The organism is Delftia sp. BGA-UO-ETr-SB1, from assembly GCF_059567865.1.
Genome location: NZ_JCAQOW010000004.1, coordinates 230,268 through 253,440 on the forward strand (window position 1 = coordinate 230,268; position 23,173 = coordinate 253,440).

18 protein-coding genes and 2 tRNA genes are annotated in these 23,173 nt (G+C 66.1%); 14 read left to right on the plus strand and 6 right to left on the minus strand.

All coding sequences use genetic code 11. From position 1 onward, the window contains the following. Positions 1-17: 17 nt before the first annotated feature. Complete coding sequence (gene mfd, locus AC57B5_RS01605) at positions 18-3,512, minus strand: transcription-repair coupling factor (protein WP_013803159.1); 3,495 nt, start codon at positions 3,510-3,512, stop codon at positions 18-20. Positions 3,513-3,673: 161 nt separating this feature from the next. On the opposite strand from mfd, the gene ispD reads away from it, so the two are divergent. Together ispD and ispF are read left to right on the plus strand one after the other, a co-directional pair. Continuing rightward, entirely contained in the window at positions 3,674-4,504 is an 831-nt protein-coding gene (ispD, locus tag AC57B5_RS01610) for a 2-C-methyl-D-erythritol 4-phosphate cytidylyltransferase (protein WP_454709244.1), read from the plus strand. Between the two features lie 16 nt (positions 4,505-4,520). Then, positions 4,521-5,000 carry a 2-C-methyl-D-erythritol 2,4-cyclodiphosphate synthase gene (gene ispF / locus AC57B5_RS01615; RefSeq protein ID WP_013803157.1) on the plus strand — a complete coding sequence of 160 codons (480 nt, stop codon included), beginning with the start codon at positions 4,521-4,523 and terminating at the stop codon, positions 4,998-5,000. 103 nt (positions 5,001-5,103) lie between these two features. On the opposite strand, the gene AC57B5_RS01620 is transcribed toward ispF, so the two are convergent. Together AC57B5_RS01620 and ompR are read right to left on the minus strand one after the other, a co-directional pair. Continuing rightward, entirely contained in the window at positions 5,104-6,606 is a 1,503-nt protein-coding gene (locus tag AC57B5_RS01620; protein WP_012204699.1) for an ATP-binding protein, read from the minus strand. A gap of 243 nt (positions 6,607-6,849) precedes the next feature. Then, positions 6,850-7,587: an osmolarity response regulator transcription factor OmpR gene (ompR, locus tag AC57B5_RS01625; RefSeq protein WP_017404718.1), complete on the minus strand. Its 738-nt coding sequence runs from the start codon at positions 7,585-7,587 to the stop codon at positions 6,850-6,852. 305 nt (positions 7,588-7,892) lie between these two features. Here ompR and AC57B5_RS01630 point away from each other — a divergent pair, with 305 nt between their 5' ends. Beyond that, a complete protein-coding gene (locus tag AC57B5_RS01630; RefSeq protein ID WP_043819357.1) occupies positions 7,893-8,639 on the plus strand; it encodes an SIMPL domain-containing protein in 747 nt (248 codons plus the stop codon). 72 nt (positions 8,640-8,711) lie between these two features. On the opposite strand, the gene AC57B5_RS01635 is transcribed toward AC57B5_RS01630, so the two are convergent. Further along, positions 8,712-9,506, minus strand: a complete 795-nt coding sequence (locus AC57B5_RS01635) for a 3-hydroxybutyrate dehydrogenase (RefSeq protein WP_012204702.1) — start codon at positions 9,504-9,506, stop codon at positions 8,712-8,714. Positions 9,507-9,575: 69 nt separating this feature from the next. Between AC57B5_RS01635 and AC57B5_RS01640 the strand changes: the two genes are divergently transcribed. The 4 genes from AC57B5_RS01640 (at position 9,576) to AC57B5_RS01655 (ending at position 13,517) form a co-directional block, all read left to right on the plus strand. Next, a complete protein-coding gene (locus tag AC57B5_RS01640; protein ID WP_454710457.1) occupies positions 9,576-10,583 on the plus strand; it encodes an alpha/beta fold hydrolase in 1,008 nt (335 codons plus the stop codon). Continuing rightward, positions 10,580-12,829, plus strand: a complete 2,250-nt coding sequence (locus tag AC57B5_RS01645; protein ID WP_099750527.1) for a RelA/SpoT family protein — start codon at positions 10,580-10,582, stop codon at positions 12,827-12,829. The genes AC57B5_RS01640 and AC57B5_RS01645 overlap by 4 nt, the downstream gene beginning before the upstream one ends. A gap of 67 nt (positions 12,830-12,896) precedes the next feature. Next, positions 12,897-12,973 (plus strand) — tRNA-Val (locus AC57B5_RS01650). Positions 12,974-13,103: 130 nt separating this feature from the next. Beyond that, positions 13,104-13,517, plus strand: coding sequence for a DUF1801 domain-containing protein (locus AC57B5_RS01655; RefSeq protein WP_496398568.1), 414 nt, complete (start codon positions 13,104-13,106; stop codon positions 13,515-13,517). A 10-nt stretch (positions 13,518-13,527) separates the two neighbouring features. Here AC57B5_RS01655 and speG read toward each other — a convergent pair whose 3' ends face one another. Together speG and AC57B5_RS01665 are read right to left on the minus strand one after the other, a co-directional pair. Further along, positions 13,528-14,058: a spermidine N1-acetyltransferase gene (speG, locus tag AC57B5_RS01660; protein ID WP_012204707.1), complete on the minus strand. Its 531-nt coding sequence runs from the start codon at positions 14,056-14,058 to the stop codon at positions 13,528-13,530. 4 nt (positions 14,059-14,062) lie between these two features. Further along, positions 14,063-14,743 (minus strand): TetR/AcrR family transcriptional regulator, encoded by a 681-nt coding sequence (locus AC57B5_RS01665; RefSeq protein ID WP_013803152.1) that lies wholly within the window; start codon positions 14,741-14,743, stop codon positions 14,063-14,065. Between the two features lie 324 nt (positions 14,744-15,067). Here AC57B5_RS01665 and AC57B5_RS01670 point away from each other — a divergent pair, with 324 nt between their 5' ends. The 7 genes from AC57B5_RS01670 (at position 15,068) to phaR (ending at position 23,096) form a co-directional block, all read left to right on the plus strand. After that, positions 15,068-16,435 carry an NAD(P)-dependent oxidoreductase gene (locus AC57B5_RS01670; protein WP_496398569.1) on the plus strand — a complete coding sequence of 456 codons (1,368 nt, stop codon included), beginning with the start codon at positions 15,068-15,070 and terminating at the stop codon, positions 16,433-16,435. 34 nt (positions 16,436-16,469) lie between these two features. Beyond that, entirely contained in the window at positions 16,470-17,789 is a 1,320-nt protein-coding gene (preA, locus tag AC57B5_RS01675) for an NAD-dependent dihydropyrimidine dehydrogenase subunit PreA (RefSeq protein WP_013803150.1), read from the plus strand. A 132-nt stretch (positions 17,790-17,921) separates the two neighbouring features. Then, positions 17,922-19,415, plus strand: coding sequence for an NCS1 family nucleobase:cation symporter-1 (locus AC57B5_RS01680; RefSeq protein ID WP_100566248.1), 1,494 nt, complete (start codon positions 17,922-17,924; stop codon positions 19,413-19,415). A gap of 30 nt (positions 19,416-19,445) precedes the next feature. Then, on the plus strand, positions 19,446-20,906 hold the full coding sequence (gene hydA, locus AC57B5_RS01685) for a dihydropyrimidinase (RefSeq protein WP_496398570.1): 1,461 nt from the start codon (positions 19,446-19,448) through the stop codon (positions 20,904-20,906). Between the two features lie 24 nt (positions 20,907-20,930). After that, on the plus strand, positions 20,931-22,196 hold the full coding sequence (locus AC57B5_RS01690; RefSeq protein ID WP_034391915.1) for a Zn-dependent hydrolase: 1,266 nt from the start codon (positions 20,931-20,933) through the stop codon (positions 22,194-22,196). A gap of 70 nt (positions 22,197-22,266) precedes the next feature. Further along, positions 22,267-22,343, plus strand: a tRNA-Val gene (locus AC57B5_RS01695). Between the two features lie 213 nt (positions 22,344-22,556). After that, positions 22,557-23,096, plus strand: a complete 540-nt coding sequence (gene phaR / locus AC57B5_RS01700) for a polyhydroxyalkanoate synthesis repressor PhaR (protein WP_043819348.1) — start codon at positions 22,557-22,559, stop codon at positions 23,094-23,096. Positions 23,097-23,173: the final 77 nt, after the last annotated feature.

A 23,173-nucleotide genomic window follows, 5' to 3' on the forward strand; every position in this document is an offset into this window, starting at 1 on the left:
GGCTGGAACGACGCGTTCTATGCGGGCTGGGCCGCCTTCGCTTCCACCAGCGGCTGGCCCAGGCTGCGCAGCACGTCGCGCACCATCTGGGCGCGGTCCTTGGGGTTGTCCAGGGCACGCTCGATGCGCAGCTTCTCGTTGCCGGCCAGCTTGATGTGCTTGTTCTTCTGGATGAGGTGGATGATGGCCATCGGGTCCACGGGCGGCTGGGGCTTGAAGGTGATGTTGATCACGCCGGGCGCCGCATCCACCTTGACCACGCCGTAGGGCTGGGACAGCACGCGCAGGCGGTGCACGTCGATCAGCGTCTGTGCCTGGGGCGGCAGCTTGCCGAAGCGGTCCACGATTTCTTCGAGCAGGGTGTCGATCTGGTCGCTGGTGCGTGCCGTGGCCAGTTTCTTGTAGAAGGACAGGCGCAAATGCACGTCGCCGCAGTAGTCGTTGGGCAGCAGGGCCGGCGCGTGCAGGTTGATGTCGGTGGAGGCCGACAGCGGGCTGAGCAGGTCGGGCTCCTTGCCGGCCTTGAGGCTGCGCACCGCCTCGGACAGCATCTCGTTGTAGAGCTGGAAGCCCACCTCCATCATGTTGCCGCTCTGGTTCTCGCCCAGCACCTCGCCGGCGCCGCGGATCTCCAGGTCGTGCATGGCCAGGTAGAAGCCCGAACCCAGTTCCTCCATCTGCTGGATGGCCTCCAGCCGCTGCTGGGCCTGCTTGGTCAGGCTGTCCAGGTCGGGCACCATCAGGTAGGCATAGGCCTGGTGGTGGCTGCGGCCCACGCGGCCGCGCAGCTGGTGCAGCTGGGCCAGGCCGAACTTGTCGGCGCGGCTGATGAGGATGGTGTTGGAGCTGGGCACGTCGATACCGGTCTCGATGATGGTCGAGCACAGCAATATGTTGTAGCGCTGGGCCACGAAGTCGCGCATCACGCGTTCGAGCTCGCGCTCGGGCATCTGGCCGTGGGCCACGGCAATGCGTGCCTCGGGCAGGATTTCCTCGAGCTTTTGCTTGCGGTTCTCGATGGTCTCGACCTCGTTGTGCAGGAAGTAGCACTGGCCGCCGCGCTTGAGCTCGCGCAGCACGGCCTCGCGGATCACGCCCGTGCCCTCGTTGCGCACAAAGGTCTTGATGGCCAGGCGCCGCTGGGGTGCGGTGGCGATGACGGACAGGTCGCGCAGGCCTTCCAGCGCCATGCCCATGGTGCGCGGGATGGGCGTGGCCGTCAGCGTGAGCACGTCCACCTCGGCGCGCATGGCCTTCATGGCTTCCTTGTGGCGCACGCCGAAGCGGTGCTCCTCGTCGATGATCAGCAGGCCCAGGTTCTTGAACTGCGTGGACTCCGACAGCAGCTTGTGCGTGCCCACGACGATGTCCACCGAGCCATCGGCAATACCCTTGACGGCCGCCGTGATCTCCTTGCCCGAGCGAAAGCGCGAGACTTCGGCCACCTTGATCGGCCACTTGGAGAAGCGGTCCACCAGGGTCTGGTAATGCTGCTCGGCCAGCAGCGTGGTGGGCGCGAGGAAGGCCACCTGCTTGCCGCCCGTGATGGCCACGAAGGCCGCGCGCAGCGCCACCTCGGTCTTGCCGAAGCCCACGTCGCCGCAGACCAGGCGGTCCATGGGCTGGGGGCTGATCATGTCCTGGATCACGGCGTGGATGGCGGCGCGCTGGTCCGCTGTTTCCTCGAAGCCGAAGTCGTTGGCGAACTGCTCGTAGTCCTGGGGCGAGTAGCGGAAGGCATGGCCCTGGCGTGCGGCGCGGCGCGCATAGATGTTCAGCAGCTCGGCTGCCGAGTCGCGCACCTGCTCGGCCGCCTTGCGCTTGGCCTTTTCCCACTGCGTGCCGCCGAGCTTGTGCAGCGGCGCGTCCTCGGGCGAGACGCCCGTGTAGCGGCTGATCAGCTGCAACTGGCTGACAGGCACGTAGAGCACGGCGTTGCCCGCGTACTCCAGGTGCAGGAACTCCTGCACGGCCGGCGTGCCGTCAGGGTTCTTCTGGCCCATGTCCATGTTGACCAGGCCCTGGTAGCGGCCGATGCCGTGGTCCGAATGCACCACGGGGTCGCCCACCTTGAGTTCGGACAGGTCCTTGATCAGCGCCTCCACATCGCTGACCTGCTCCTGGCGGCGGCGCCTGCGGCCCGTGGGGCTGGTGGCGAACAGCTCCGTCTCGGTGACGAAGTCCAGGCCTTCCTCCACCCAGGCAAAGCCGTTCATCAGGCCGGCCGTGGCAATGCCCACCTTCTCGCCCGCATCGCCCTGGAACTCGGCCAGCGAGTCGAAGACCGGCGGGTTCACGCCCGAGGCGCGGAAGAAGTCCAGCAGGCTTTCGCGCCGGCCATCGGACTCGGCCAGCAGCAGGATGCGGTGGGCGCTGGTGGCAATGTGCCTTTGCAGGCGCGCCAGCGGGTCTTCCGCGCCGCGCACCACGGACAGGTCCTCCAGCTTCTGGAAGATGGCGCTGTCGGCCACGTCCTCGGTGCCGGGGCGCAGCGCGAGCTGGGCGTGCTCCTTGGCGCGCGTGTAGAACTGGTCGGCGGACAGGAACAGCACCTCGGGCGGCAGGGCCGGGCGCTCGGGGTCGCCCTGCACCAGGCGGAAGCGCTCCTTGGTGTCCTGCCAAAAGCGCTGGAAGGCCGGCTCCAGGTCGCCATGCATCACCACGGTGGCATCGGCGCCCAGGTAGTCGAACACGGTGGCCGTTTCGTCGAAGAACAGCGGCAGGTAGTACTCGATGCCGGCCGTGGCAATGCCCTGGCCCATGTCCTTGTAGATGCGGCTGCGCGTGGGATCGCCCTCCAGCAGCTCGCGCCAGCGCTGGCGGAACTTGGCGCGCGCGTCCTCGTCCATGGGGAACTCGCGGCCGGGCAGCAGGCGCACCTCGGGCACGGGGTAGAGGCTGCGCTGGGTGTCGGGGTCGAAGGTGCGGATGGAGTCGATCTCGTCGTCGAACAGATCCACGCGGTAGGGCTGCAGCGAGCCCATGGGAAACAGGTCGATCAGGCCGCCGCGCACCGCGTACTCGCCGTGGCTGACCACCTGGGAGACATGCTGGTAGCCGGCCAGCGTCAGCTGGGCCTTGAGTTTGGCCTCATCCAGCTTCTGGCCGCTCTTGAACTCGAAGGTGTAGCCGGCCAGGAAGGAGGGCGGCGCCAGCCGGTACAGCGCCGTGGTGGCGGGCACCAGCACCACGTCGGCACCATGCTCCTTGTCGCGCTGGTTGATGCGCCACAGCGTGGCCAGGCGCTCGCTGATCAGGTCCTGGTGGGGAGAGAAGCTGTCGTAGGGCAGGGTCTCCCAGTCGGGGAACAGCGCGCAGCGCAGGCCCGGGGCGAAGAAGGCCATCTCGTCGATCAGCCGCTGGGCATCCGAGGCGTCGGCCGTGACGATGGCCGTCACCCGGCCTGCAGCCTTCTCGCGCTCGCCCAGGCGGGCCAGCAGCAGGGCGTCGGCGCTGCCCACGGGGCGGGGCAGGGTGAAGCGTTTTCCGGGAGTGAGCTTGGGCAGTTCCATGGTGCTTGGACGTGGGCGCCGCAGCGCCTGGGCGAAGTAACGACAAAACCCCTCGGCACGCGCAGAGGGGTATCGAACCATTTTAGCCAGCACGCATGGCGGCCATGCAGGCATGCCCGCATGTCCATGGTGGCGCATGGCCGTCACTACAATGCGCCACCATGACAGATCTGCTTGCGGCGGCTGCGCCCGCATCCCTGGAGCCGGCCCGCCTGTGGGCCTTGATCCCCTGCGCGGGCACGGGCTCGCGCGCCATCGCACCCGATGTGCCTGCGCCTGAACTGCCCAAGCAATACCACCTGGTGGCCGGTGCGCCCATGGTGGCGCACACGCTGGCCGCCTTTGCGGGCACAGCGCGCGTGCACCACACGCTGGTGGTGATCGCGCCTGGCGATGATTTCTGGCGCCAGGGCCTGCCGGGCCCGTCGCCCACGCGCTACTCCACGGCGGCTTGCGGCGGCGCCACGCGGGCCGAATCCGTGACCAACGGCCTGAAGGAGCTGCTGGCGCGCGGTGCGAGCGCGCACGACTGGGTGCTGGTGCACGACGCCGCGCGCTGCCTGGTGACGCCCGAACTGATCGATGCCCTGATCGACGCCTGCGAGCACGATGCCGTGGGCGGCCTGCTGGCGTACAAGCTGCCCGACACGCTCAAGACAGCCGTGACCGGGCCTGGCGGGGTGCGCGTGGCGGGCACGGTGGACCGCAGCGACAAATGGCTGGCGCAGACGCCGCAGATGTTTCGCATCGCGCCGCTGCTTGACGCCCTGGAACACGCGGGATCGGCCGTGACCGACGAGGCCAGCGCCATGGAGGCCGTGGGCCAGCGCCCGCGCCTGGTGCCCGGCGGTGCGCAGAACTTCAAGGTCACCTATCCCGACGACTTTGCGCTGGCTGCCGCCGTGCTGTCGCAGCGCGCGCATGGCGCGACGCTGGAACGCTACCGGGGCAAGCGCGACCAGCCGCAGGCGTCGGGCAATCCGTTTTTCTGAACCTGGAATGTTTCACATGAATTTTCGTATTGGCGAGGGCTGGGACGTGCATGCCCTGGTGCCCGGGCGCAAGCTGATCCTGGGCGGCATCGAGGTGCCGCATGAACTGGGCCTGCTGGGCCACTCCGATGCCGACGTGCTGCTGCACGCCATCACCGACGCGCTGCTGGGCGGCGCGGCGCTGGGCGACATCGGCCGGCATTTCCCCGACACCGACCCCGAATTCCGTGGCGCCGATTCGCTGGTGCTGCTGGTGGAGGCGGCGCGCCGCGTGCGCGCCACGGGCCTGGAGATTGGCAACATCGACAGCACCATCATTGCCCAGGCTCCCAAGCTGGCGCCGCACATTCCTGCCATGCGCGAGCGCATCGCCACGGCGCTGGGCCTGGCGCTGGACCAGGTCAACGTCAAGGCCAAGACGGCCGAGAAGCTCGGGCCCGTGGGCCAGCAACAGGCCATGGAGGCGCGCGCCGCCGCCTTGCTGTTCCGCGCCTGACCAGCGGGGTGCCGTCCCCATGGCAAAAGGCCCCGGCGATCGGTCAATGATCGCCGGGGCCTTTGTATCTGCCGAACGTATCTGACGAACGCGCACTGCGGGCTCAGTCTTCTCCGTCCAGGGCGCCGTCCTGCGCACGCGGAGGCAGCTGGCGCTTGATCTGCGGGCGCTGCAGACGCTGCTCGGGCTCGGCACCCTTGGCCACGCCCGAGGCACGCTGCAACTGCACATGGGCAACCAGCCCGCCCGTGGAGGAGTTGGACAGCGCAAACACGCCGCCCATGCGCTGCACCGTCTTGTCCACGATGGACAGGCCCAGGCCCGCGCCCGCTGCGGCCGTGCGCGCAGAGTCGCCACGGAAGAAGGGCTGGGTCAGGCTGGCCAACTGCTCGGGCGGCACGCCCCGGCCATGGTCGCGGATGCGAATCACGACCCAGCTTTCGCGCTCCGATGCCGTCACGTCCACGTGGGTGGTTTCGGTCTCGGGCGTCTTGCCGTAGCGGCGTGCGTTCTCGAACAGGTTGGAGATCACGCGCGCCAGTTCCACCTCGTCGGCCAGCACATAGACGCCTTCGGGCACGGCCATGCTGATCTGCAGCTCGCGGTGGTCCTGCACCGCATAGACGCAGGAAGACACCACGGCATGCAGGTTGACCGGGTTGAGGGTCACATGGTCGGGGCGGGCGTAGTCCAGGAATTTGTCGATGGTGGCGTCCAACTGCACGATGTCGGCCACCATGTGCTCGCGCGCCACGTCGTCCACCACGCTCATCTCGGTCTCCAGTCGCAGGCGGGCGAGCGGCGTGCGCAGGTCGTGGGAGATGCCAGCCAGCATCACCGCGCGGTCCTGCTCCAGCTGGGCCAGTTTCTGCGCCATGCGGTTGAAGCCGATGTTGACCTCGCGGATCTCGCTGGTGACGGCTTCCTCGTCGAGCTGGCTGGCGTCAAAGTCGCCATCTCGCACGCGGTTGGCCGCATAGCTCAACTGCTTGAGCGGCCGGTTGATCAGGCGCGCGATGGCTGCCGCGCCCGCGAGGGACAGCAGGCCGGCCGTGATCAGCCAGATCAGCCAGGTGCGCCCGCTGGCCGGCGTGAAGCGCGAGCGGTCCATCAGAAGCCAGGTGCGGTCGCCATTGATGGTGAAGCCCACCCACAGCCCCGGTTCGCCATTGACGCTGCGCGCCACGATGGTGCCGTAGCCCAGGCGGCGCGTGAGCTCCTCGGTCAGGCGCTTGCCCAGCGTGCTCTGGTCCAGCAGCTCGAAGCTGTCGCCAGGCTCGCGCGGCAGAATGCGCACGCCTTCCTGGTCGGCCATGGTCTTGATCAGAGAGACGCGGTTGATGGCATCCGAATGCACCAGGGCCGCGCGGCTGAGGTTGACCAGCGAGGCGATCTGCTGGGCGGTGTGCAGCGTGCGCGGCTCGAACTCGAAGGCACGCAGCGTCTGCAGCCACGCCAGGATGCTGCCCACCAGCAGCAGGGCCAGCAGGCAGAAGGTACGCCAGAAAAGATTGAGTCCCAGCGGAGAGCGCGCAGTCATGCGCCGCTCGTAGTCGAGCGGCGCAGGGCTGGTGGCGTCGTGGGGCGGGACGGTGAAGGAACTCATGGAATGCGGTTCGTCATTCTAGGGGCCGGCTGCGAGATTACGCCTGTGCCGGCCAGCCTGCGTTACCGGTTGTCTCGGTCGACAGGGTGAGGTTTTGGCGCTGCGCATTGTCAACGGCACATAAAACGTTACGGCCCCAACCCAGGGACGCCGAGCAAGAGCCGCCTCGCGGCGAGGGCGTCGTCCCCCTCCCGCGGAGCGAGAGAGGGGGAAGGCGCGCAGCGCCTCAGGGGGTGATGCATTTCAGTTCGCGCCATCGGGTACGAACACGTAGCCCACACCCCAGACCGTCTGGATATAGCGCGGTGCGGCAGCATCTTCCTCGATCAGCTTGCGCAGGCGCGAGACCTGCACGTCCAGGCTGCGGTCGAAGGGCTCGAACTCGCGGCCGCGCGCCAGCAGGGCCAGCTTCTCGCGCGACAGCGGCTGGCGCGGGTGGCGCACCAGGGCCTTGAGCATGGCGAATTCGCCCGTGGTCAGCGGCAGTTCCTCGCCGTTCTTTTGCAGCACGCGCGTGCCCAGGTCGAAGGTGAAGGGGCCGAAGCTCACCACCTCGTTGTCGCCGGAAGGCGCGCCCGGCGCTTCCTGCGGCGGGCGGCGGCGCAGCACGGCATGGATGCGGGCCAGCAGTTCGCGGGGGTTGAAGGGCTTGCCCAGGTAGTCGTCGGCGCCCACTTCCAGGCCCACGATGCGGTCCACATCCTCGCCCTTGGCGGTCAGCATGATGATGGGCGTGCGGTCATTGGCCGAGCGCAGGCGGCGGCAGATGGACAGGCCATCCTCGCCGGGCATCATCAGGTCAAGCACGATCAGGTCCACTGTTTCGCGCAGCAGGATGCGGTTCAGCGCCTTGCCATCTTCGGCAATCATGATCTCGAAGCCTTCCTGCGTCAGGTAGCGGCGCAGCAGGTCGCGGATGCGCGCATCGTCATCCACCACCAGGATCTTGTCGGTGCGGTTGGTCGTAGTGGCCATGTTCATCCTCGGTCGGTCATTTGTAACAGCCGCCATTGTTACCAGCTTGCGCTGAAAAGTCTGGTCAAAACCCCGAACTTTTGCCGTGTGTTACAGATGTTGCTTTTAAATTTAGAACGGAAAATGTGTCTTAAGAATATTTAACTATGGGTTCGCCGCGTTGATGCATTTATCGTTGCAATAATGTTGTGAATGACGGGGCGAATAGGCCTGAACGGCTCCACACCTGTCACCATCTGGCGGCATGCCGTAGCGAAAGGGCGGCATGCAGTTGTATCCCTGAACTACCTTTCATTTCAAAGGGTGAACGCATGAGCAAGCTTTCCAAACAGCTGTCCCGCCCCTGGGTCAAGTCCGTGGTCGCGGCCACTGCGCTGGCCTGTGCCAGCGGTGCCTGGGCGCAGAACGCCGCCTCGGCGCAGGCACAGCCGGCCAATGTGGTGCAGTTGTCTGCAGAAGGCTCGGTGGATGTGGTGCAGGACCTGCTGACCGCCACCTTGTCGGCCACGCGCGAAGGGCGCGATGCGGCCACGGTCCAGTCCCAGCTGCAGAAAGTGGTCGAGGCCGCCATGGCAGTGACCAAGCGCAGCGCCCAGTCGGGCCAGATGGATGTGAGCACCGGCAGCTTCGGCATCTATCCGCGCTATGGCAAGGACAACAAGGTGGAAGGCTGGCAGGGCCGCGCCGAGATTCTTCTGCAGGGCCGCGACTTCGCGCGCATCACGCAGACGGCGGCCCAGGTGCAGGACATGACGCTGTCGCAAGTGGGCTTCGGCCTGTCGCGCGAGGCCCGTGAAAAGGTCGAGGGCGAGGCCCAGGCCAAGGCCATCGAGCAGTTCAAGCAGCGTGCCACCACGCTGTCCAAGAGCTTCGGCTTTGCCAACTACAGCCTGCGCGAGGTCAACGTGAGCAGCAGCGATACCTCGGTGCCCATGCCGCGTCCGCGCATGATGGCCATGTCCGCCAAGGCCGCCGGCGCGGAAATGGATGCCGTGTCCGTGGAAGCGGGCAAGGCCCAGGTGATGGTCCACGTGTCGGGCTCGGTGCAGATGTACTGACCGGGTGACCCATCCATGAAAAAAGGAGCGCCGTGGCGCTCCTTTTTTGGCAGTGGTCCTGTCTGGCCGCGATTACTGCGCAGCCCAGCCGCCATCCATGTTCCAGGCCACGCCGCGCACGTTGGCGGCAGCGGGCGAGCAGAAGAACACGGCCAGTTCGCCAAGCTCCTCGGGCGTGGTGAACTGCATCGAGGGTTCCTTTTCGCCCAGCAGCAGCTTTTTGGCTTCTTCATTGCTGATGCCGTGCTGCTCGGCCTTGGCGTCCACCTGCTTTTGCACCAGCGGTGTCAGCACCCAACCGGGGCAGATGGCGTTGCAGGTGATGCCGGAGGTGGCGTTCTCCAGCGCCGTGACCTTGGTCAGCCCGACAATGCCGTGCTTGGCCGCCACATACGCGGACTTCTGCGCCGAGCCCACGAGGCCGTGCACCGAAGCCACGTTGATGATGCGGCCCCAGCCCTTGCCGCCATCGGCCGCCTGCATCATGGGCAGGACCAGGCGCGAGGTGTGGAAGGCGCTGGACAGGTTGATGGCGATGATGGAATCCCAGCGCTCGGGCGGGAAGTCTTCCACGCGTGCCACGTGCTGGATGCCGGCATTGTTCACGAGGATGTCGATCTGGCCGAAGTTGCGCACGCTGTACTGGACCATGTCCTCGATGTCTGCCACGCGGCTCATGTCGGCACCGTGGTAGGCGACCTGGGCGCCGGCGGCCTGGCCTGCGGCCAGCACTTCGGCACGGGGGCCGTCCACATCGCCGAAACCATTGAGCACGATATTGGCGCCCTGGCGGGCCAGCGCCTTCGCGATCCCGAGGCCGATTCCGCTGGTCGAACCGGTCACGAGGGCGGTCTTGCCTTTCAACATAGAGAGTCTCCGAATGAATGTACGATGCAACACAGCCATTATCGGCGCCGGCTCCGCGAATGCGTTTCCATGAATCATCCTACGCTGAACTACGTATCCTGCCCGGCAGTTGCCGGGCGTGCCTCACCCTGGAGCCGTACTGCCAGCCCGGCTGCTCAAGAGAATGCGTCGCACCGCATGGCCTATTGGGAATGGAATCGCACCGGCGATCCGCACCATCCCCATGTCGTGGTCTGCGTGCACGGCCTGTCGCGCCAGGGGCGTGACTTCGACGTGCTGGCCGAGCGCCTCAGCGAACGAGCCCGCGTGATCTGCCCCGACGTGGTCGGGCGTGGCGAGAGCGATTGGCTGCAGGATCCGGCCGCCTACCAGGTGCCTCTTTACGCAGCCGACATGCTGGCCTTGCTGGCCCAGGTGCATGCGCAGGCGCCCGTCGAACAATTGGATTGGGTGGGCACCAGCATGGGCGGGCTGATCGGCATGGCGCTTGCAGGCCAGCCGGGGCTGCCGCTGCCGGCGCCCATCCGCAGGCTGGTGCTCAACGATGTGGGGCCTGTCATCGAGTGGTCTGCCCTGGAGCGCATAGGTCAGTATCTGGGCAAGGGCCTGCATTTTGAAAATCTTGAACAGGCAGCCCATGCGCTGCTCTTGATTTCCGAAGGCTTCGGCCCACATAGCGAAGGGCAATGGTCGCGATTGACGCGACCTATGATGCGGCCGGCCGCCGATGGCGGCCTTGTCTTGCATTACGACCCGCAGATTGCAGTGCCCATGCAGCAGATGACGCCCGAGATGGCCCAGGCCGGCGAAGCGCTGCTGTGGCAGCTGTATGACCAGATCAAGGCACGCGTCTTGCTAGTTCGTGGTGCGCAGTCCGATCTGCTGACTGCGGCCACGGCGCAGGCCATGGCGCAGCGCGGCCCGAAGGCGCATTGCGTGGAATTTGAAGGGGTGGGGCATGCGCCCACCTTCGTCGCAGCAGGGCAGGTGGCCTTGCTGTGCCGGTTCTTATGGGGAGAAGAGCGCTTGCCAAGCACCATGAATCTTGCCGAGCAGGCCAGGGAGAGTGACGAATGAAGACCGCCAGCAGCGAGGCCGCCGTGCAGGTGCCTTCGCCCGCCGCAGCCGCGCCGGGCCAGGTGCCGGCGGTGCTGCCGCACCTGATCACGGCCACGTCGCAGACCCTGCCCGAACAGGTCAACGCGCTGGCCCGCGCGCGCAGCTTTGCCGAGCCGCTGATCGCCACCGAGACCATGGAGTCCGGCGAGAACACGATGGCCCATGCCGATGCGGTGGCCGCCATCCTCAAGACCATCGGTGGCTCCGAAACGATGCAGGCGGCGATCTATCTGGTGCATGCCAGCGTGCACCTGAATCGCCCGCAGGAAGTGATCGCCAAGGCCTTTGGCGAGAACTTCGCCACCCTGGCCGTGGAAACCAACAAGCTCATGCGCGTGCAGCAGCAGGCGCGCGGCGCCGAGCTGGGTGGCCAGTATCTGGACGATGAAGCCACGCAGACCGAGAACGTGCGCAAGATGCTGCTGGGCTTCTCGCGCGATCTGCGTGTCGTGCTGCTGCGGCTGGCCTCGCGCCTGCAGACGCTGCGCTACTACGCGGCCAGCAAGCGCCCGGTCTCTCCCGGCATTGCGCGCGAGGCGCTGACGGTGTTCGCGCCGCTGGCCAACCGGCTGGGCATCTGGCAGATCAAGTGGGAGCTGGAAGATCTGTCCCTGCGCTTCCTGGAGCCCGAGACCTATCGCGAAGTGGCCCGCCTGCTCGATGAAAAGCGCGTGGAGCGCGAGGCCTACATGGAGCAGATGCGGGCACGGCTGGAGGCCGACCTGCGCGCGCACAGCATCAGCGCAACGGTGCAGGGCCGGCCCAAGCACATCTACAGCATCGTCAAGAAGATGCGCGGCAAGTCGCTGAACTTCGACCAGGTCTTCGACATCCGCGCCATGCGTGTCGTCGTGCCCACGATCAAGGACTGCTATGCCACCCTGTCCTGGGTGCATGAGCAGTTCACGCCCATCGAGGCGGAATTCGACGACTACATCGCCAAGCCCAAGCCCAACGGCTACCAGTCGCTGCACACCGTGGTGCGCGACGAGACGGGCCGTGCCATCGAGATCCAGATCCGCACCCAGGCCATGCACGACCATGCCGAGCACGGCGTGGCGGCCCACTGGGCCTACAAGGAGGCGGGCACCAAGGGCTATGCGGGCGTCACCGCCAGCAGTGAATACGACGCCAAGATTGCCGTGCTGCGCCAGTTGCTGGCCTGGGGCAGCGACCTGGCGGGCGCACACCATCGCGGCCTGTTCGAGGACCGCATCTACGTGCTCACCCCCGACGCGGCCGTCATCGAGCTGCCGCAGGGCGCAACGCCCGTGGACTTTGCCTACTCCGTGCACACCAGCCTGGGCCACCGCTGCCGTGGCGCGCGGGTGGACGGCGCCATGGTGCCCCTGAACACGCCGCTGCAAAACGGCCAGACCGTGGAAATCACCACGGTCAAGGAAGGCCGCCCCTCGCGCGACTGGCTCAATGCCGACCTGGGCTATCTGACCAGCAACCGTGCCAAGGCCAAGGTGCGCGCCTGGTTCAATGCCCAGGCCACGCACGAGACCGTCGCGCGCGGCCGCGAGGCCGTCGAAAAGCTGCTGCAGCGCGAGGGCAAGACCGCCGTCAAGCTGGAGGAGCTGGCGGTGCAGTTGGGCTTCAAGTCGGCAGATGCGCTGTTCGAGGTCGTCGGCAAGGACGAGTACTCGCTGCGCAATATCGAGACCGTGCTTCGGCCCGCCGAGGTGGAGGAAGAACCCGAGGAATTCACCCTCGTGCGCAAGGCGCGCGGCACGGACTCGCCCAAGGGCGGCGTGCTGGTCGTTGGCGTGGACTCGCTGATGACCCAGCTGGCCAAGTGCTGCAAGCCTGCGCCGCCGGACGACATCCGGGGCTTCGTCACGCGCGGCAAGGGCGTGAGCGTGCACCGCTCCGACTGCTCCAACTTCCGCGAGATGGCGGCGCGCAATTCCGAGCGCGTGATCGATGTGGCCTGGGGCCAGCCCAAGGCGGCCACCGTGGCTTCGGCCGTCTACCCGGTCGATGTGTCCGTGGAGGCGGCCGACCGGCAGGGCCTGCTGCGCGATATCTCGGAAGTCTTTGCGCGCGAAAAGACCAATGTCATTGGCGTGCAGACCCAGTCCGTCAAGGGAACGGCCTGGATGACCTTCACCGTGGAGGTGGCCGATTCGGGCCGCCTGAGCAAGGTGCTGGGCATCGTGGCCGCCGTGGCGGGCGTGCGTTCGGCGCGGCGGCGTTGAGCATGTTCAGGCATTTTTGCCTGGAGGCTGAAAAAGCCGTGCTAGAATCGCTTTCTCGAACAAACACAGGCGCGTAGCTCAGCTGGTTAGAGCACCACCTTGACATGGTGGGGGTCGTTGGTTCGAGTCCAATCGCGCCTACCAATTTTCCATTGCCAGATGGAATGCAAAAAGCCTTCTGATCACTCAGAAGGCTTTTTTGTTTGTGCGTTCTCCCTGTAGTCTTGCCTTGGCCTGTCTTGTGATCGAACATGCATCACTTTGGGAGACATGGATGATCAAGACAGTTTCGCCCGAGGCGGCCGCGTCGGCCAGCGTATTGATCAACCAGCGCATTGCCGAGCTGGGCGGCTGGCGCGGCGAGGTGCTGGCGCATGTGCGCCGGCTCATCGTGCAAGCGCTTCCGGACGTGGCGGAAGAGTGGAAATGGTCGGTGCCGGTCTGGTCGTGCAGCGGCATTCTGTGCACGGGCGAGGCCTACCAATCGGCCGTGAAGCTCACCTTTCCCAAAGGCGCATCGCTGGCCGACCCGCAGCACCTGTTCAACGCCAGCCTTGAAGGCAAGGTGCGCCGTGCCATCGATATCCGCGAGGGCGAGGAGATCGATGCGCAAGCGTTCAAGGAATTGGTGCGCGAGGCGGCCGCCCTCAACGAGGCGGCTGCCAGGAAGAGGTCGCCGAAAGGATGAAGGTCCGCGCTCAGGTGCCGATGCCGGCCTGTGCCTGCAGGTAATCGTTTTGCAGCAGGTACATGCGGATGGCGTTGCGGTACTGGCCGTTGGCGAAGAACTCGTCGATCAGCACGCCTTCCTGCACGAAGCCTATGCGCGCGTAGATGTGGATGGCCTTCTCGTTCTCCTGGTCCACATGGAGAAAGATCTTGTGCAGGTTGAGCGTCTTGAAGCCATAGTCCAGCGCCAGCCGCGTTGCCTGGGCTGCGATGCCCTGGCCTTGCTGCTCGGGGGCGATGATGATCTGGAACTCGGCGCGCCGATGGATCAGGTCGATCTCCACCAGCTCGACGAGACCGGCGCGATCGCCCTGGTGCTCGACGATGAAGCGGCGCTCGGTCTGGTCGTGCACGTGGGCGTCGTAGAGCGCGGAAAGCTCGTCGAAGGTCTCGTAAGGCTCCTCGAACCAGTAGCGCATGATGGCGGCGTTGTTGTTGAGCAGATGCACGGAGCGCAGATCTTCGCGCTCCAGGGGTCTCAGGCGGATGCTGTGATTCATGCGCTCATTGTGCGAGAGCCGCGGTATCCGGCTGCAGGCCACGGATTACCAGCCGGTAGATCAGATCGGCCGCCGTGTCGTAGTCGTCGGCGGTCAGTTCCGGCCGGCCCAGCAGCAGCGCGAACTGGGCCTGCTGGTCGGCATAGGCCTGGGTCACGGACCAGAGGATGAACATCAGGTGGGTGAAATCCACGCGGGCAATCTTGCCCTGCGCCACCCAGCGCTCGAAGGCCTGCACGTCTGCCGCCAGCGCCGGGCCCACCTGGCTCGCTATGGCCTGTCCGAAGCGGGGCGCGCCGGCCATCACCTCGCGCGTGAAGACACGGGAGCCATGGGGCCGCTCGCGCGAGGACTGCAGCTTGGCCCGGATGTAGATGCGCAGGGCCTCCGCAGGATCGTCGCCGCGCAGCAGGTCGGACATGCCGGCCAGCCACTGCGTCAGCACGTCGCCCAGTACGCGCAGGTACAGCTCCTCCTTGCTGGCGAAGTAGTACAGCAGGTTGTGGCGGCTCAGGCCGGCGTCGTGCGCGATCAGTTCCAGCGATGCGCCTTCGAAGCCGTATTGCGCAAAGTGAAGCTCGGCCGTCTGCAGGATGTTCAGTTCCTTGCGCAGCCGTGCAGCCGTGGGTTTGCGCGTGGCCGATCGTGCCAGGGAAGGGGGCGCATTGTCAGAAAGGGTTGCCATTGCGCAGATGGTAAGTCGGGATAAGTGGCGCCATTTTGGTGCGATTGTCTGGCATCTTTCTTGCTGACGACTTTCTGGGTGATTTTACTGATTGGTAAATTTTTTCACCCGCGTAAATTCCGTTCCACCCCCGGTGCGCCCGACAAGAGGCGTCACTTACACATGCGAGGACCACGATGAAACCTCCGAAGACTGTGTTGTTGGATCCGGGGCCGTTCAGGAGTCCTTCCTGCGGCCCGCCTTGCGTTGTCCGAGATGGCCCGGCGTGCACCTGCATGCTGCGGCCCCTTTCACGCCCTCAATCCTGACTCTGGAGGATGCACCATGGATAGCCCCGCGCAACGCGCCTGCGGCATTGCCGCCGGCCGACTGAACCTGGCCGACTACGCGGCCAATTTCTCCGACGCCCATCCCGCGCTGAACCGTTCCCAGGCCTTGATCGAGGCCGAGCGCTGCTACTACTGCTATGACGCGCCGTGCACCACGGCCTGCCCCACCAGCATCGATGTGCCGGCCTTCATCGCCCGCATTGCCCAGGACAATGTCCGTGGCGCGGCGCGAGAAATCCTCACGGCCAATCCGCTGGGCGGCATGTGCTCCCGCGTCTGTCCCACGGAGCAGCTGTGCGAGCAGGCCTGCGTGCGCAACACCCAGGAAGACAAACCGGTCGAAATTGGTGCGTTGCAACGCTATGCGACCGATGCCTTCATGGCCTCCGATGGTGCACCGCTGTTCCAGCGTGCCGCCGCCACGGGCCGCAAGGTGGCCGTGGTCGGAGCTGGCCCTGCCGGCCTGACCTGCGCCCATCAGCTGGCGCTGCAGGGCCACGAGGTGGTGCTGTTCGACGCCCGGCCCAAGCTGGGCGGGCTCAATGAATACGGCCTGGCCAGCTACAAGACTCCCGATGATTTTGCGCAAAAGGAGATCGACTGGCTGCTGTCCGTGGGCGGTATCACGCCGCGCAACAACCAGCGGCTGGGGCGAGATTTCACGCTGGATTCGCTGCTGGCAGAGCATGACGCCGTATTTCTCGGCCTGGGCCTGGCGGGCGTCAATGCGCTGGGCGCGGCCGAGCCGCAAGCCGAGGGCTTGCGCAATGCGGTGGACTTCATTGCCGACATCCGCCAGGCGGCCGACAAATCCACGGTGCCGGTGGGCCGGCGCGTGGTGGTGATCGGCGGTGGCATGACGGCGGTGGATGCATCCGTGCAGGCCCGGCTGCTGGGCGCCGACGAGGTCACCATGTTCTACCGCCGGGGCAAGGATGCGCTGTCCGCCTCCTGGGTGGAGCAGGAATGGGCGCAGACCCATGGCGTCAACCTGCGGCTGTGGGCTGCGCCCCAGGAGATCCTGGTGCAGGACGGCAAGGTCTGCGGCGTGCGCATGGCCTGCACCCGCATGGAGGGCGACAGGCTGCAGGTGACGCAGGAGGTGTTCGACGTGCCGGCCGACATGGTGCTCAAGGCCATTGGCCAGACCTATGTCGGCACGCCGGCGGGCGCGGCCATTGCCCTGCGTGACGGCCGCATCGACACCGACGACGAAGGCCGCACCAGCGTGCCGCGCGTGTGGGCCGGCGGCGACTGCCGCGCCGGTGGCCAGGACCTGACCGTGCAGGCGGTGGAGCACGGCAAGGTCGCCGCGCGAGCCATGCACCAGGCGCTGACCAGCGCCGTGGCGGCCGGGGTTTGAGCGGCTGTGCCCGCGCTTTTCAAGGAGCATTGACATGGCAGACATCAGCAGCCGCTTTCTGGGCATTTCCAGCCCCAATCCGTTCTGGCTGGCCTCGGCACCGCCCACGGACAAGGAGATCAACGTCACCCGCGCATTCGAGGCCGGCTGGGGCGGCGTGGTGTGGAAGACGCTGGGCGAGGACCCGCATGTGGTCAACGTGAACGGGCCGCGCTACTCCACCCTCATGGCGCAGGACCGGCGCGTGATGGGCCTGAACAACATCGAGCTGATCACCGACCGGCCGCTGCGCACCAACCTGGAGGAGATGACCCGCGTGAAGAAGGCCTGGCCTGACCGCGCGCTGATCGCCTCGCTGATGGTGCCCTGCGTGGAGGAAAGCTGGAAACGCATCCTGCCCATGGTGGAGGACACCGGCGCCGACGGGCTGGAGCTGAACTTCGGCTGCCCGCACGGCATGAGCGAGCGCGGCATGGGCGCGGCCGTGGGCCAGGTGCCCGAGTACATCCAGATGGTCACGCAGTGGTGCAAGCAGTACAGCCGGCTGCCTGTGATCGTGAAGCTGACGCCCAACATCACCGACGTGCGCTTTCCGGCGCGGGCGGCCAAGGCCGGCGGCGCGGATGCGGTGTCCCTGATCAACACCATCAACTCGCTGATGGGCGTGAACCTGGACACCCTGGTCATGCACCCCAGCACCGACGGCCAGGGCTCGCACGGCGGCTACTGCGGCCCGGCCGTGAAACCCATCGCCCAGAACATGGTGGCCGAGATCGCGCGCGACCCGCAGACGGCGGGCCTGCCCATCTCGGGGATTGGCGGCATCACCACCTGGAAGGACGCGGCCGAATACATCGCGCTGGGATGCGGCAATGTCCAGGTATGCACGGCGGCCATGGTCTACGGCTTTCGCATCGTGCAGGACATGTGCGACGGGCTGTCCAACTACATGGACGCGCACGGCTTTGCGCGCATCGAGGACTTCCAGGGCCGGGCCGTGCCCACGGTCAGGGACTGGAAGGACCTCAACCTCAACCACATCGACAAGGCCGTCATCAACCAGGACAGCTGCATCCAGTGCGGGCGCTGCCACGTGGCCTGCGAGGACACCTCCCACCAGGCCATCACCTTCAGCAAGGAGGGTGGTGTGCGCCGGTTCGAGGTGGATGACACCGAATGCGTGGGCTGCAACCTGTGCGTGTCCATCTGCCCCGTGCCCGAATGCATCACCATGCGCAGCCTGCAGCCGGGCGAGGTGGACCCCCGCACCGGCCAGACGGTCACCGGGGAGTATGCGAACTGGACCACGCATCCGAACAACCCCATGCGCCAGGCCGTGACGGCGCAGGGCTAGAGGGGGCATTGCGGCAGGTCGGCGCACGGCCCGCATCCGGGCCGACCTGGCACGAAATGCGCTTGATGGAAAAGGTCAGACCCTGGATCAGCAATGGATTGGTGATTTCTCTCTTCGAGAAGGAGCTTCGCAATGTCGCATGCCCCGCATTCCGGTGAGTCCGCAGGCAGCCTGTGGAACCACGACCTCGCACCCACGCTGCCGAGCCAGCGAACCTGGACCTGGTACCACTTCGCCGCCCTGTGGATAGGCATGGTGATGTGCATTCCGGCGTACACGCTGGCCGCCAGCATGATCACGAACGGCATGTCGTGGTCGCAGGCGGTGATGACGGTGTTCCTGGGCAATCTCATCGTGCTGATTCCCATGCTGCTCATCGGCCATGCCGGGGCCAGGTACGGCATTCCCTTTGCCGTGCTGGCCCGTGCCTCGTTCGGCACCCACGGGGCCAAGCTGCCCGCACTGCTGCGGGCCCTGGTGGCCTGTGGCTGGTACGGCATCCAGACCTGGTTCGGCGGCATGATGATCTACACCCTGCTGGGCGTGCTGCTGGGCCATCCGCTGGAAGGCGAGAAGATCGCGGGCCTGGGCATCAATGTGGGGCAGCTGGTGTGCTTTCTCGTGTTCTGGGCGATCCAGTTCTACTTCGTGGTGCATGGCATAGAGTCCATCCGCAAGCTGGAGACCTGGACTGCGCCGCTCAAGATCCTGATCTGCTTCGTGCTGCTGGGATGGGTCTACCAGAAGGCCGGCGGCTTCGGCCCCATCATGGAGCAGCCTTCGCAGTACGCGCCGGGCGGCCCCAAGGCGGGCCAGTTCATGTCGGTGTTCTGGCCGTCGCTGACGGCCATGGTGGGCTTCTGGGCCACGCTGGCGCTGAACATTCCGGACTTCACGCGCTTTGCCAAGTCGCAGAAGGACCAGGTCGTGGGCCAGGCCATCGGCCTGCCGGTGCCCATGGGCCTGCTGGCCATGCTGGCGGTGGTGGTGACATCGGGCACCGTGGTGATCTACGGCAAGGCCCTGTGGGACCCCGTGGATGTCGCCAGCCGCATGACGGGGGCGGCCGTGCTGATCGCGCTGATCGTGCTGCTGATCGACACCGTGAGCGTGAACCTGGCGGCAAACCTGGTCGGGCCGGCCTATGACTTCTCCGCCCTGGCGCCCAAGAAGATCAGCTACCGCGTGGGCGGCTACATGACGGTGGCCATTGCCATCGTGATGATGCCCTGGAAGATCCTGGAATCGACCGAGGGCTACATCTTCACCTGGCTGATCGGCTACTCGGCCCTGCTGGGGCCGATCGCGGGCATTCTGATGGTGGACTACTTCCTGGTGCGCAAAAAGCAGCTGGTGGTGGAAGACCTGTACAGGGAAGAGGGCGTCTACCGCTACTCCAACGGCTGGAACTGGGTGGCCGTGGCGGCCTTCGCCCTGGGCGTGGCGCCCAACCTGCCCGGCTTCCTGCACGCGGCGTTCCCCGCTGCATTCCCGAACGTGGGTGATTTCTTCAAGCATGCCTATGACTACGCATGGTTCATCGGCCTGTTCATTGCCGGCGTGGTCTACCGCATCGGCATGGCAGGCCAGGTGACCAAGGGCGCACCCGCGCTGAGCAAGGCATAGGCCGGACCAACCAACAGGAGGCATGACGCTATGGGTCAATCACAGGGTTCGGTATGGGTGCGTGGCGGCACGGTGGTGAATGCAGACCGGCAGGAGAAGGCCGATGTGCTGTGTGTCGATGGGGCGATTGCGGCCGTGGGGCCGGATGTGGCGGCCCTGGTGCCGGTCGGGGCGCAGGTGATCGATGCCTCGGGGCAGTTCGTCATGCCCGGCGGCATCGATCCGCATACCCACATGCAACTGCCCTTCATGGGCACGGTCACGGCCGATGACTTCTACACCGGCACGGCGGCGGCGCTGGCCGGTGGCACCACCAGCATCATCGACTTCGTCATTCCCGATCCGCAGGAGCCGCTGCTGGACGCCTACCGCAAATGGCGCGGCTGGGCCGAGAAGGCTGCGGCCGACTACTCCTTCCACGTGGCCGTCACCTGGTGGAGCGACAGCGTCCATGCCGACATGGGCACGCTGGTGTGCGAGGAGGGCATCAACAGCTTCAAGCACTTCATGGCCTACAAGAACGCCATCATGTGCGACGACGAAACCCTGGTGAACAGCTTCAAGCGCGCGCTGGAGCTGGGCGCCATGCCCACGGTGCATGCCGAAAACGGCGAGCTGGTCTACCTGCTGCAGCAGGAAGTGGCCAAGATGGGCATCACCGGGCCCGAGGGCCATCCGCTGGCCCGCCCGCCCATGGTGGAGGCCGAGGCGGCCAACCGCGCCATCGCCATCGCCGGCGTGCTGGGCGTGCCCATCTACGTGGTGCACGTCAGCTGCACCGAGGCGGCGCAGGCCATTGCCGCTGCCCGTGCGCGTGGCCAGCGCGTATATGGCGAGGTGCTGGCCGGCCATCTGGTGATCGACGAAAGCGTGTACCGCGACCCCGACTTCGCGAAGGCCGCCGCCCATGTGATGAGCCCGCCCTTCCGCGCCAAGGGCCACCAGGAGGCCTTGTGGCAGGGCCTGCAGTCGGGCCAGCTGCACACCACGGCCACCGACCATTGCACCTTCTGCGCCGCGCAGAAGGCCATGGGCCGGGACAACTTCGCCAAGATCCCCAACGGCACCGGCGGCGTGGAAGAGCGCCTGGCCGTGATCTGGGATGCGGGTGTGAACACCGGCCGGCTGACGCCCAGCGAATTCGTGGCCATCACCTCGGCCAACACCGCCCGGCTGTTCAACATCTATCCGCGCAAAGGTCTGGTCGGCGTGGGCGCCGATGCCGATCTGGTCGTCTGGGACCCTGCCGCCATCCACACCCTGTCGGTCAAGACCCAGCATTCCAAGGGCGACTACAACATCTTCGAGGGGCGCACCGTGCAAGGCATGCCCAGCCACACCATCAGCCAGGGCGTGGTGGCCTATGCGCAGGGCGATCTGCGTGCCGAGAAGGGCAAGGGGCGCTATATCAAGCGCCCGGCCTTCGGCCCCAACTTCGACGCGGTGCAGCGCCGCGCCGCCACGCTGCAGCCCACGGCCGTGGCGCGCTGAAGCCCGCATGACAAGGAGACCGCAATGGATACAGATACCCAAGTGAAGCAGGACATCGCGCAGCTGCGCGTCAACGGAAGCCGGCTGTGGGATTCACTCATGGAGCTGGCCCGGATCGGTGCCACGCCCAAGGGCGGCGTCTGCCGCCTGACGCTGACCGACCTGGACCGCCAGGGCCGTGATCTGGTGACCCGCTGGGCGCGCGAGGCGGGCATGACGGTGACCATCGACAAGATCGGCAACGGCTTCATGCGCCGGCCCGGGCGCGACAACAGCCTGCCGCCCATCATGACGGGCAGCCACATCGACACCCAGCCCACGGGCGGCAAGTTCGACGGCAACTACGGCGTGCTGGCGGGGCTGGAGGTCGTGCGCACGCTCAACGACCACGGCATCGAGACCGAAGCGCCCATCGAGGTGGCCTTCTGGACGAACGAGGAAGGCTCGCGCTTCGTGCCGGTGATGATGGGCTCGGGCGTGTTCGCCAAGGCCTTCACGCTGGAGCATGCCTATGCGGCCACCGACTCCGAAGGCAAGACCGTCAAGGGCGAGCTCGAGCGCATCGGCTATGTGGGCAGCCAGGAACCGGGCGACCACCCGATCGGCGCCTACTTCGAGTCCCACATCGAGCAGGGCCCGGTGCTGGAGGACAACGCCAGGACCATTGGCGTGGTCACCGGCGTGCTGGGCATCCGCTGGTACGACTGCGTGGTCACGGGCATGGAGGCCCATGCCGGCCCCACGCCCATGGCCCTGCGCAAGGATGCGCTGCAGGCCGCCGCGCAGCTCATGCAGGAAGTGGTGGCCTGCGCCCACCGCCATCCGCCCCACGGGCGCGGCACCGTGGGCATGGTGCAGGTCCATCCCAACAGCCGCAACGTGATCCCGGGCCAGGTCAAATTCAGCATCGACCTGCGCAACGCCACCGATGCCGACTGCGAAGCCATGGACGCCGACATCCGCGCCGTGGCCGACCGTATCAGCCGGGAGACGGGTCTGCCCATAGCGATCAACCTGGTGTCCAGCTACCCCGCCCAACCCTTCCATGCCGACTGCGTGGATGCGGTGGCGCGCGCCGCCAAGGCCCTGGGCTACTCGCACATGCCCGTCGTCTCGGGCGCCGGGCATGATGCGGTCTACATGGCGCGGCTGGCGCCGGCCGGCATGGTATTCATCCCCTGCAAGGACGGCATCAGCCACAACGAGATCGAGGACGCCACGCCGGCCGACATCACCGCAGGCTGCAATGTGCTGATGCACGCCATGCTGGAACGCGCCAGGGTGCTGTGATCGGAAAAACTGCGCAACTTGCCCGGAAGCCCTGTTTTGCACTGCTATACTTGCGGCTTCAACAAACGACAGGCGCGTAGCTCAGCTGGTTAGAGCACCACCTTGACATGGTGGGGGTCGTTGGTTCGAGTCCAATCGCGCCTACCAAACAAAGCAGTCTCACCAGGGGCTGCAGAAAATCCCGCTTCAAGCGGGATTTTTTTTGCCCGGACGGCGGCAAGGCAGCCATTCGCTCTGTCGCATGCGTTGATCACCATCAGGGTTACTGCTGCGCCAGGTGCTGTGTGCGCTGCCTAGAATCTGTTGCAGTGCAATAGATCAATTGCCCGTACAAGCACGTACAAGAGGAGAAGCATTGCAATGCAAGAGACGACAACAGCCGCCGCCCCCAGCGCCCAGCGCGTGATCAAGAAATACCCCAACCGCCGTCTCTACGACACCAACACGTCCTCCTACATCACGCTGACGGAAGTCAAGCAGCTGGTAATGAGCAACGAGCCCGTGGTGGTCAAGGACGCCAAGAGCGGCGAAGACCTCACGCGCAGCATCCTGCTGCAGATCATTCTGGAAGAAGAGGCCGGCGGCGCGCCCATGTTCTCCGAGACCGTGCTGGCCAACATCATCCGTTTCTACGGCCATGCCATGCAGGGCTACATGGGCTCCTACCTGGAAAAGAACGTGCAGATGTTCACCGACTTCCAGAACAAGCTGGCCGAGCAGGCCCAGGGCACCTCGCCCGAGGCCTGGAGCCAGTTCATGCGCATGCAGCCGCCCGCCATGCAGAACATGATGAGCAGCTACATGGAGCAGTCGCAGAACATGTTCACCCAGATGCAGGACCAGATGCAAAAGCAGACCGAGCAGATGCTGGGTGCGCTCGGGATCAAGCGCAATAGCTGAGCTTGCAGGGATAAGTTCAGGGGCGGTTTACCAAGTTCTCGCAGAACTGGGACAATATCGCCCCTATGACCCCCACG

Excerpts from the sequence above, each read along its gene's own strand:
- mfd (WP_013803159.1), bottom strand. The coding sequence starts at position 3,512 with ATGGAACTGCCCAAGCTCACTCCCGGAAAACGCTTCACCCTGCCCCGC.
- ispD (WP_454709244.1), top strand. The coding sequence starts at position 3,674 with ATGACAGATCTGCTTGCGGCGGCTGCGCCCGCATCCCTGGAGCCGGCC.
- ispF (WP_013803157.1), top strand. The coding sequence starts at position 4,521 with ATGAATTTTCGTATTGGCGAGGGCTGGGACGTGCATGCCCTGGTGCCC.
- AC57B5_RS01620 (WP_012204699.1), bottom strand. The coding sequence starts at position 6,606 with ATGAGTTCCTTCACCGTCCCGCCCCACGACGCCACCAGCCCTGCGCCG.
- ompR (WP_017404718.1), bottom strand. The coding sequence starts at position 7,587 with ATGAACATGGCCACTACGACCAACCGCACCGACAAGATCCTGGTGGTG.
- AC57B5_RS01630 (WP_043819357.1), top strand. The coding sequence starts at position 7,893 with ATGAGCAAGCTTTCCAAACAGCTGTCCCGCCCCTGGGTCAAGTCCGTG.
- AC57B5_RS01635 (WP_012204702.1), bottom strand. The coding sequence starts at position 9,506 with ATGTTGAAAGGCAAGACCGCCCTCGTGACCGGTTCGACCAGCGGAATC.
- AC57B5_RS01640 (WP_454710457.1), top strand. The coding sequence starts at position 9,576 with ATGAATCATCCTACGCTGAACTACGTATCCTGCCCGGCAGTTGCCGGG.
- AC57B5_RS01645 (WP_099750527.1), top strand. The coding sequence starts at position 10,580 with ATGAAGACCGCCAGCAGCGAGGCCGCCGTGCAGGTGCCTTCGCCCGCC.
- AC57B5_RS01655 (WP_496398568.1), top strand. The coding sequence starts at position 13,104 with ATGATCAAGACAGTTTCGCCCGAGGCGGCCGCGTCGGCCAGCGTATTG.
- speG (WP_012204707.1), bottom strand. The coding sequence starts at position 14,058 with ATGAATCACAGCATCCGCCTGAGACCCCTGGAGCGCGAAGATCTGCGC.
- AC57B5_RS01665 (WP_013803152.1), bottom strand. The coding sequence starts at position 14,743 with ATGGCAACCCTTTCTGACAATGCGCCCCCTTCCCTGGCACGATCGGCC.
- AC57B5_RS01670 (WP_496398569.1), top strand. The coding sequence starts at position 15,068 with ATGGATAGCCCCGCGCAACGCGCCTGCGGCATTGCCGCCGGCCGACTG.
- preA (WP_013803150.1), top strand. The coding sequence starts at position 16,470 with ATGGCAGACATCAGCAGCCGCTTTCTGGGCATTTCCAGCCCCAATCCG.
- AC57B5_RS01680 (WP_100566248.1), top strand. The coding sequence starts at position 17,922 with ATGTCGCATGCCCCGCATTCCGGTGAGTCCGCAGGCAGCCTGTGGAAC.
- hydA (WP_496398570.1), top strand. The coding sequence starts at position 19,446 with ATGGGTCAATCACAGGGTTCGGTATGGGTGCGTGGCGGCACGGTGGTG.
- AC57B5_RS01690 (WP_034391915.1), top strand. The coding sequence starts at position 20,931 with ATGGATACAGATACCCAAGTGAAGCAGGACATCGCGCAGCTGCGCGTC.
- phaR (WP_043819348.1), top strand. The coding sequence starts at position 22,557 with ATGCAAGAGACGACAACAGCCGCCGCCCCCAGCGCCCAGCGCGTGATC.